Below are 5,126 nucleotides of genomic sequence, written 5' to 3'. Positions count from 1 at the left end.
CCGACCGCCCCGCCACCAAACACACCATCCGCGCCAACAACCTCGGCCTCATCCTGCGCACCCTGCGCACCCACGCCCCCTGCTCCCGCGCCCACCTCGCCACCGCCACCGGCCTCACCAAATCCACCGTCTCCAGCCTCGTCGACGAACTCACCACCGCTGGCCTCATCACCCAACACGGCCCCCACCACACCACCACCGCAGGCCGCCCCGCCCTCCTCCTCGGACCCGACCCCACCCGCCGCGCCGTCCTCGGCCTCGAAGTCAACGCCGACTACCTCGCCGCCTGCGCCCTCGACCCCACCGGCGGCCAACTCCTCACCCTCCACACCGACTACGACACCCGCGCCACCACCCCCGCACAGACCGCACACGCCACCGCCCACCTCATCACCCGAGCCCTCACCCACCCCGCCCTCACCGACCGCACCCTCCTGGGCACCGGCATCGCCATCCCCGGCCTCATCGACCCCACCACCCACACCGTCCTCACCTCACCCCCACTCGGCTGGACCAACACCCCCTTCACCGACCTCCTCCCCCCACCCCCCAAACCCACCGGCCCCCACCTCACCGGAAACGACGCCACCCTCGCCGCCCTCGCCGAACACCGCTTCGGCCACCTCGCCCACACCCCCGACCTCATCTACCTCACCGGCGAAGTCGGCCTCGGCGCCGGAATCCTCACCGACGGCACCCCCCTGACCGGCACCCGCGGCCACGCCGGCGAAATCGGCCACATCACCCTCCAACCCGACGGACCCCCCTGCGCCTGCGGCCGCAACGGCTGCCTCGAAGCCCTCGCCGGAATCGACGCCATCCTCACCAACGCCGGCACCGCCCCCGACCCCCACCACCCCGCCACCACCGCCCTCACCCACGCCGTCCACACCACCGCCCACAACGCCCGAAACCACGACCCCCGCACCCTCCACGCCCTCGACCAAGCCGGACACCGCCTCGGCCAAGGCTGCGCCATCCTCGCCAACCTCCTCGACCCCGCCGCCATCATCCTCGGCGGCTACTACACCGACCTCGCCCCCTGGCTCCTCCCACCCGCACGCACCACCGCCCGCGCCCACACCCACGCCCCACCCGGCCACGACCTCATCCACCCCTCCACCCTCGGCCTCACCGCCGCCGCCAAAGGCGGAGCCGCCGCCGTCCTCACCGCACTCGAAGAAGGCCGCATCCCCCTCACCCCCGCCTGACCCCACACACAAAAAACCCCGGGACCCACAGCCCCGGGGAAACACACACCCGCCTACACCCGCACCGCCCCACCCCCCAACGGCCCCCACCCGACCCCGGCCGCCACCGCACCCGCTCCACGCACCATGGCCCCATCATCGGACCCCGGCGCTCACACCCCGCCGCCGTCCTCCCCCGAACCCCAGGACCCCTCGCCCGCCTCCCCGGCCGACAGCTCACACCAGACCGTGTGCCCCCGCGGATGCGGCGGCACCGTCCCACCCATCCGCCCGCCGCACAGCGCACTCACGAACCCCAGCCCACGCCCCGACTCCGCATCGACCCCCGACACCGCCCCCGAGGCGATATGCGGCGCCGAACGCACCCCCGGCCGCGGACCCATGTCCCGCACCTCCAGGCACACCCCGTCCACCGCCTGCCACAACGACGCCGTGAACACCCCGCCCGGCAACCCCGACCGCGAATGCCGCACCGCATTGGTGCCCAACTCGCTCGCACACAGCAGCAGCGCCTCGGCCAGCGCCTCCGGATACCCGAAACCCCCCATCCGCAGGTGCTGGGACACCCAGTCCCGCAACACCCCGATGCTCGCCGCCTGCCCCGCGAACGTGAGCTGCTGATCCGGCTCCCGCCGCCACACACCCGGACCACCGGAATCCGAACGGGCTGTCAGCTCGTGCACGGTGTCGACTCCCCGGGGTCAGCAGGCGAGCGGGACCACGGCCCCGGCGCGCGGCGGCGGAGGGCGGCCCACGGGCACACAGCCCCGCCGATCCCCGGAAACGCACGTCGACGCGGGGCTCGGGCTCCAATATCGTCCAGCCCCGGAGGCCGCGCAACCGGAATCGCCGAACTCGCGCCACCCGGGCCGCGGCGGCCGACCACGGGCCCGCCCGGCCCTGTGGGCTACTCTCGTCCCCACACGTACGCGCACGCGCAGGGAGGCGGCACGTTGGCCCAGGAGGCCTGGAAGCGCAAGGAGTTGACCGTCGGCCAGGTGGCCGAGCGCAGCGGAGTGGCGGTCTCGGCCCTGCACTACTACGAGCGCGAAGGGCTCATCCACAGCCGCCGCACCGCGGGCAACCAGCGCCGCTACGCCCGCCACACGCTGCGCCGCCTGGCCTTCATCAAGGTCAGCCAGCGCGTGGGCATCCCGCTGGCACGGATCCGCACCGCCCTGGAGAGCCTGCCGGACGAGCGCACCCCGACCACCGAGGACTGGGCGCGCCTGTCCCGCGGCTGGCGCTCGGAGCTGGACTCGCGCATCGACCAGTTGATGCGGTTGCGCGATGACCTGAGCGGCTGCATCGGCTGCGGCTGCCTGTCGCTGAACCGGTGCGTGCTGTCCAACCCGCGCGACGAACTCGCCCAGGAGGGGCCGGGGCCGCGCCGCCTCCTGGCCCCGGGGATGGAGTGCGACGGGGGCGGCGAGAGCCAGGCTTGTTGAGGTCCGGGCCCGCGGCGGGGGGGGGCCACCCGGCCAGGACCTCCCCACCGCCGCCGCGAGGCCCGGTCCGGGGGAGGGGGCGGGCCCTTACCCGGGCGGCCGATTCGGTGGGCCCCCTAAGACGACACCGCCCTGTAAGGCCCTGATCAGGCGTTTCGCGGGCTTTTTCGGCCACCTGTCACCGGGTGCGGCAAGGGGAGCTGCAAGGCGGCTGCGGGCAGGGAGGGGGCGGCTGGGCGATGCCCCCATCCACCGCACTGGTGGTATGTCCGTTAAATCCGTTCTGCCACTCAAGGGGTGCGCTTTGGAAGATGAGTGCGGCGTCAGCCGCACGATCTCATTCTTTGGAGTAGAGGATTTCTTTGAAATCAACGCTGCCTTTATAGCGTAGATTCATAGGGGGAACGTGCGCTAGCCGCCCTCGGATTCCGTGGCCGGGGCGTCCCTGCGCACCCTCAGCGGATGGTCGGCGGGCACCTCGACGATGTGCACCACCAGCCCGTCCGGGTCGCTCACCCGCATCTCGATCAGCCCCCACGGCTCCCGACGCGGCTCGCGCATGATCACGCACCCGTGCTCCGACAGCTCCTGCTGGGCCCGGGTCGCGTCCTCCACCTGCAGCCACAGCTGCACGGCCTCCGGCTCCGGCCGCACCCGGGAACCCCCCGACAGCTCCAGGAACCCGCCGCCCAGGAAGAAGACCGTGCCCCATTCCCCTTCCCCGGTGGCGAACTCGCGGTAGACCGCCAGGCCCAGCACGTCCCGGTAGAACGCCCGGCTGCGCTCCATGTCGGTCGGCCTGATCACGAACCTGCTGCTCAGTACGTTCACCATGGACGCGACTCTAGGCCCCGCCCCACTCCCGGGCCCAGGTACCACGGCGCACGGCGCCGAAGGCGACGGGGCTGCGGGCCCCGCCGCCCGGGGTGTCAGCCGCCCCCGGCGGCGAAATCCGGCAGCTCGGCCGACAGCAGGTCATGAACGGCGCCGTCGAGCCGCCGGGCCGTCTCCGTCGACCGGGGGACCATGGTCCGCTCGTAGGCGCGGACGGCCTCCCCGACGGTGCCGTGCCGCACGAGGGCCAGGGCGAGCTCGCAGGCGTCCAGCATGGCGAGGTTGGCACCGACCCCCAGCGGAGGCATGAGGTGGGCCGCGTCGCCGAGCAGGGCCACCGCGGGGTCGTGCTCGGCGACGTGCGGTACGGGCAGCGCGAATATCGGGCGGTCGGCATAGGGGCCGTCGTTGTCGGTGATCAGCCGCAGCAGGTCCGGCGACCAGTCCCGGAAGCGCTCCAGGAGGAGGGCGCGGATGCCCTCGGTGTCCTGGAGGGCCAGGCCGGCGGCGGCGATCCAGTCCGTCGGGACCCGCTGGATGATGGAGACGCGGATGTGGTCGCCGCCGTTGCGCTGTGCGAACAGGCCGCGCTTTCCGTCGGCCGCTCCGGCGCTGCCCCGGCCGACGAGCGCGGCGACGTCCGGGTGCCGGGTGTCGGCTCCGTGGAACCGGGCCTCCAGAAAGCTCACGCCGGTGTAGCGGGGAGCGGCCGGGGAGACGGCGCGCCGCACCGCGGACCAGGCACCGTCGGCGCCGACGACGAGGTCGGCTTCGACGGTGCCGCCGTCGGCGAAGTGCAACCGCCGGGGGCCTCCGGCAGGACCGCCGACGGCGCGCAGAGTGCGCCCCCAGCGCACGGTTCCGGGCTCCAGCGAGTCGAGCAGCAGGTCACGCAGCCGCCCGCGGTCGATCTCCGGCGTGAACAGTTCGCCTTCCTCAGGGACGTGGTGGAAGAGGAGCCCGCCGTCCGGATCCATCTGGCGCATCTCCTGCCCTTCGGGGCGGGCCAGGCGGAAGAACTCCTCCAGCAGTCCGGCCTCGCGCAGGGCGGCCTGGCCGTCATCGGCGTGCAGGTCGAGGCTGCCGCCCTGGTCACGGGCGTGGGGTCCGGCGTCGCGGTCGTAGACGGCGGCGCTGATGCCGTGCCGTTGGAGGATTCGGGCGCAGGTCAGGCCGCCGGGGCCACTGGTGGCCGACACCCCCGCGCTGCGCGACTACGCGCAGAACATGTGGCTGCGGCACACCACCGCGCTGGCCGGGGCCATCGCCGAGGAGCGGCCTGGAGGCGGACGATCCCGCCTGCACCGCCCTGGCCCACTTCGCCCTGGAGGCCCCCCGGGCGGCCCGCGGCCACAGCGACCCCCGCCAGGCCATCAACAGGGCCTTCGACGTCCTGGAACACGGCTGGAGCGGCCTGCCCCGCGAGTCGGCGTGAGTCGGCGCACGGCCGGGGGCGGCAGGCCCGACCACGGTCGGAGGCACACCGGGCGGTCCCCTTGCGGACGGGTGGGGCCAGGCGCGGCCACGCCCGCCGGAGCGGCGTCATCTCCCTCCGACCGGGTCGGGGCGGGCGACGCGGCGCTGGGGCGGCCCCGCCCCTGCGCCGTCGTCCCGACCGGCGCCCCTGACGGCC

At 73.9% G+C, this 5,126-nt stretch carries 5 protein-coding genes; 2 read left to right on the top strand and 3 right to left on the bottom strand.

What is annotated here, in order from left to right:
- The coding region (locus D476_RS33740; protein WP_017625351.1) for an ROK family transcriptional regulator at window positions 1–1,211 on the top strand (1,211 nt) is incomplete at its 5' end.
- Window positions 1,212–1,363: 152 nt separating this feature from the next.
- Here D476_RS33740 and D476_RS0118130 read toward each other — a convergent pair.
- Window positions 1,364–1,894, bottom strand: a complete 531-nt coding sequence (locus tag D476_RS0118130) for an ATP-binding protein (protein WP_239648745.1) — start codon at window positions 1,892–1,894, stop codon at window positions 1,364–1,366.
- Window positions 1,895–2,164: 270 nt separating this feature from the next.
- On the opposite strand from D476_RS0118130, the gene soxR reads away from it, so the two are divergent.
- Complete coding sequence (soxR, locus tag D476_RS0118125; RefSeq protein WP_017625349.1) at window positions 2,165–2,659, top strand: redox-sensitive transcriptional activator SoxR; 495 nt, start codon at window positions 2,165–2,167, stop codon at window positions 2,657–2,659.
- Window positions 2,660–3,070: 411 nt separating this feature from the next.
- Here soxR and D476_RS0118120 read toward each other — a convergent pair whose 3' ends face one another.
- Together D476_RS0118120 and D476_RS0118115 are read right to left on the bottom strand one after the other, a co-directional pair.
- Window positions 3,071–3,493, bottom strand: coding sequence for a VOC family protein (locus D476_RS0118120; protein WP_017625348.1), 423 nt, complete (start codon window positions 3,491–3,493; stop codon window positions 3,071–3,073).
- A gap of 95 nt (window positions 3,494–3,588) precedes the next feature.
- Entirely contained in the window at window positions 3,589–4,692 is a 1,104-nt protein-coding gene (locus D476_RS0118115; protein WP_017625347.1) for an FAD-dependent oxidoreductase, read from the bottom strand.
- Window positions 4,693–5,126: the final 434 nt, after the last annotated feature.

Source organism: Nocardiopsis chromatogenes YIM 90109 (assembly GCF_000341185.1).
Taxonomy (GTDB): Bacteria; Actinomycetota; Actinomycetes; order Streptosporangiales; family Streptosporangiaceae; genus Nocardiopsis_A; species Nocardiopsis_A chromatogenes.
This window is presented reverse-complemented; position numbering and strand designations above follow the sequence as displayed.